2 protein-coding genes and 1 pseudogene are annotated in these 4,134 nt (G+C 53.9%); all 3 read right to left on the reverse strand.

The features are described from left to right. Positions 1-2,113, reverse strand: a pseudogene (locus tag SOP85_RS30770) (RHS repeat-associated core domain-containing protein); the annotation flags it as partial. A gap of 193 nt (positions 2,114-2,306) precedes the next feature. After that, positions 2,307-2,930 carry an Imm43 family immunity protein gene (locus SOP85_RS30775; RefSeq protein WP_323629375.1) on the reverse strand — a complete coding sequence of 208 codons (624 nt, stop codon included), beginning with the start codon at positions 2,928-2,930 and terminating at the stop codon, positions 2,307-2,309. Positions 2,931-2,947: 17 nt separating this feature from the next. Then, on the reverse strand, positions 2,948-4,134 hold a 1,187-nt coding region (locus tag SOP85_RS30780), incomplete at its 5' end, for an RHS repeat-associated core domain-containing protein (protein ID WP_323629376.1).

Raw genomic sequence — 4,134 nt, forward strand, 5'->3', positions numbered from 1 at the left:
ATTGATACAGGTTTTCCCCGCCAATCAACCCAATCGGATCCTGCGTAACAAACCGCCCCACCTCCGGATCGTAATACCGAAACGTGTTGTAGTGCAGCCCCGTCTCGTCATCAAAATACTGCCCCTGAAACCGCAGGTTCTGCTCGACATCATTGACCGCCAGCCTTTCAACCGAACCCCACGCCTTGTACGTCGCCTGCCAGACAATGCTCCCGTGCGCGTCAGTCATCTCCAACGGCGTACCAATCTGATCAGTATGGAAGTAGTAAAGCTTCTGCTCTTCACCCTCTGCCTGATCCACCCGGGCCAACGGCGCATAACTCCCCGGCTCATACAGATACAAACTGCTCTGCCCCGGACGCTCCTCCCGCAACATCCGCAGGCCTTGCCACAAAAAGTGCTTATGCTCGGTCTTGCCGTTGACCTCTGAAACCTTGGCAACCCGTCGCCCCAAACTGTCGTACCGATACGAACCGGTACTTTCCAGCTTGCCATTAACCAACGTCTCAGCCCGCACCAAGCGATTTTCACAGTCATAACCAAACGTCTGCAGCGTGCCCGTGCCGCTGCGTTTTTCAATCAGGTTGCCCCAGGCATCGTAGGCATATTCCTGGTCCCGCCAGCGCTTCAGGCGGTTGTCTTTGACGTGGTCAAACTGGCTGGTGTTGAAGTTCAACCGGTTCGCCGCAGCGTCGTAGCGGAATTCTTCGCTGTCGATCAACTGGCCGGTGTCGCGGCTGTGCAACTGGCCGTTGGCTTCGTACTCGTACTTGATCTCGCCGCGCAGTTTGTCGAGGGTACGGGTCAACTCGCCGGCCGGGTCGTACTGGTGGCGGCGGTGGATCGGGTTGTAGGCGTGCTCGACCAGCAGGTCAGGCTGGATGCCGGGGTTGTGCAGGCGCGAGAGTTTTTCCGCCGGCAGGCGCGAGGCGAACTGCCAGCTCTTGCGGCCCATGGCGTCGTAGCCGAAGCAGCTGGTGAGCGTGCCCTGGGTGCGCAGGACTTCGCGGTGCAGGTCGTCGCGCTCTATGTCGCTGATGAGCTGGCCGTCGAGGTTGAGTTGGTGCAGGTGGCCGCTGCCGTAGTACAGGTGATTGAGGTGTTGGCCGGTGGGCAACGTCAGGGTGGTGAGGTTGCTCAGTGGGTCGTATTCGTAGGACAAGGCGCCTTGCGCCGTGGTCTCCTGGATCAGGCGACCAAGCAGGTCGTAGGAAAATTCGAGGGTTTCATCACTGACACCCATCTGCTTGCCCTGCGCGGTGGGCAGGCGCTGGATCGACAGCAAGCGATCGCCGTCGTCATACACATAATCCTGACGGGCATCGGCATTGAGCTTGGCCATTAGCCGACCAATGCTGTCGCGCTCGAATTCGGTGCGCCGTTGTGGCCGCTCGCCGCGTTCGCCATAGCCGGTTTCGTCGACCTGGGTCAGATGCCCACCGAGGTTGTAGCTGAAGTGCCGGGTCAGGTTGTCGATGCGTTTTTCTTCGATCAGCCGGTCGCACGCATCGTAGGCGAACTGGTACGCCGCGTTGTTTTCGTTGATCAGCGCGGTCAGGCGAATGGCCGGGTCGTATTCGTAGCGGATGCGCTGGCCCTTGGCGTCCTGGCGACTGCTCGGCAGCCCACGGGCGGTGCGCAGCAGCCGGGTGGTCTGGCCCTTGCCGTCGGTGTGCGTCAGCACCTGGCCGAGGGCATTGTAGGTGAACGACTCGGCGCTGCCGTCCGGATGATGGATGCGCAGCACTTCGCCGTCCGGCTTGCGCTCCAGCGTGGTGGTCTGGCCCAGCGCGTCGGTGACGGCGACCAGATGGTGGCGCTCGTCGAAGCGGTAGGAGGTGTTTTTACCCGAGCAATCCTGGAAGCGCTCGACCTGGGCCAGGGAGTTCCACCACAGGTATTTGGACTTGCCGGTTGCATCGATGATGGTGTGTGGCAGGCCGTCGTCGCCGTTGAGATATTCGGTGACATGACCGAGGGCGTCTACTTCGGCGATGAGGTTGCCCATGTCGTCGTAGCGGGCTTGCCAGGTGCTGCCGTCCGGGTAGTCCACCTGTGTTATCAGCGGGGTCAGGTGGTGATAGCGGTATTTGATCGTGCGCCCGAGCGGGTCGGCGATCCGTGTGCTGCGTGCTTTATTGTTCGCAATAACAGCGTAAACATTAGAGGCCGAGTTATTATCTCACCCCTTCCGAAAACCAACTTATTAAAGAACACCGCAACTAATTAAGAACCAACCACCTTCACAAACAGCCTTCAGAGGCACGCTCTCAAAATTTAATCACCACCATAAAAACCGCCCAACACTAAAAATCTAATTTCGCATCGTACACTAACTCAGACGATGGTATTAGCATCACACCTTTCATTTCAAGCCTAATAATTCTCTCTCCAAGTTCGACTGAAAAAACATATTCTTCTCTCAGCATCTCAGAAGAAATAAAAAAATCCAAATCACAAATGTCTTTTTTTATACTAAAATCGGATATAGTGTCAAAAATCACTCTACCTGGATGAAACACATCCTCTTCTGGATCTTTAGTAACCGGATCAAGCCGTAACTCGTATTTAGATTTTTCCATATCCAAAATCTTATGAATTTCTCTACTACGCACCAAAAAGTATTTTTTTAATGAAATCGGGGAGACTTTACTCTCCTGATGGAGTCGAATCTCCCTGACATCCACAACACCACAATTAGATGATTTAATCAATGCAAGAAAATCACCGGAACAAATAAACTCACTACCAAAATAAAAGAAGTCCGTCACTACAGTTTTATGTTGTGCGTAAAAATCTAGAATCGCGCCTTCAGGTGGAAATTTATCATCCTCAAAATTATTTGAGTTCCAATTATACCCAACCAATTCTCCGTAAACCCCTCCTTCCGGACAACCGCTTTCACCACCTTTATAGGCAATCGTAAACATGATTTTCTCCATAGCACTTAGCATAGTCGCCCCTTCGCATTAATAGGGACATTTTTTGCTAGAATATTAGTACGCCATTTATTCTGGATAGATTTCAACCCCAACGCCAGGTCCATATCCGACAATCGGCCAGCTCTAAATGCAGTATTGAGCTTACTCACATCGCTTTCAACCAGGGCACTGTAATCTACGTGATTACTCCAGTGCCCAGGGAGATCGAGTGTTTTTGCCAGATCTTTTGTTCGTGGCAGTTCGATACCGTTTGAGGCACCATCAGGCATAAATCCTATCGATTTCGCTTTATCAAACATTTGCGGGTATTTCTTCATTACCTCTTCTGGAATGATATGGTGAGCAGCATGCATATCTCCAGTGCGCATCCCTAGCTCTACACGCAATTCAGCACTTGATAAGCCTTGCGGGTCAATCCAGCCCATTGAGTTAGGAACGTAGTGATAAAGGTTTCCTCCGCCCAACAACCCAATCGGATCCTGCGTAACAAACCGCCCCACCTCCGGATCGTAATACCGAAACGTGTTGTAGTGCAGCCCCGTCTCGTCATCAAAATACTGCCCCTGAAAGCGCAGATTCTGCTCGACGTCATTGACCACCAACTTTTCAACCGCCCCCCACGCCTTGTACGTCGCCTGCCAGACAATCTGCCCTTCACGGTCAGTCATCTCCAACGGCGTACCAATCTGGTCGGTATGGAAGTAGTAAAGCTCCTGCTCCTCACCTTCCGCCTGATCCACCCGAGCCAATGGCGCATAACTCCCCGGCTCATAGATATACAGACTGCTCTGCCCCGGTCGCTCTTCACGCAACATCCGCAGGCCTTGCCACAAAAAGTGCTTCTGCTCGGTCTTGCCGTTGACCTCTGAAACCTTGCCAACCCGTCGCCCCAGGCTGTCATACCGATACGCACCGGTACTCTCCAGCCTGCCATTCACCAACTTCTCAGCCCGCACCAACCGATTTTCACAGTCATATACAAACGTCTGCAGCGTGCCCATCCCACTGCGTTTCTCAATCAGGTTGCCCCACGCATCGTAGGCATATTCCTGATCCCGCCAGCGTTTCAGGCGGTTGTCCTTGACGTGGTCAAACTGGCTGGTGTTGAAGTTCAACCGGTTCGCCGCAGCGTCGTAGCGGAATTCTTCGCTGTCGATCAACTGGCCGGTGTCGCGGCTGTGCAACTGGCCGT

The sequence above is a fragment of the Pseudomonas sp. YuFO20 genome (assembly GCF_035064975.1).
Classification (GTDB): Bacteria; Pseudomonadota; Gammaproteobacteria; order Pseudomonadales; family Pseudomonadaceae; genus Aquipseudomonas; species Aquipseudomonas putida_AE.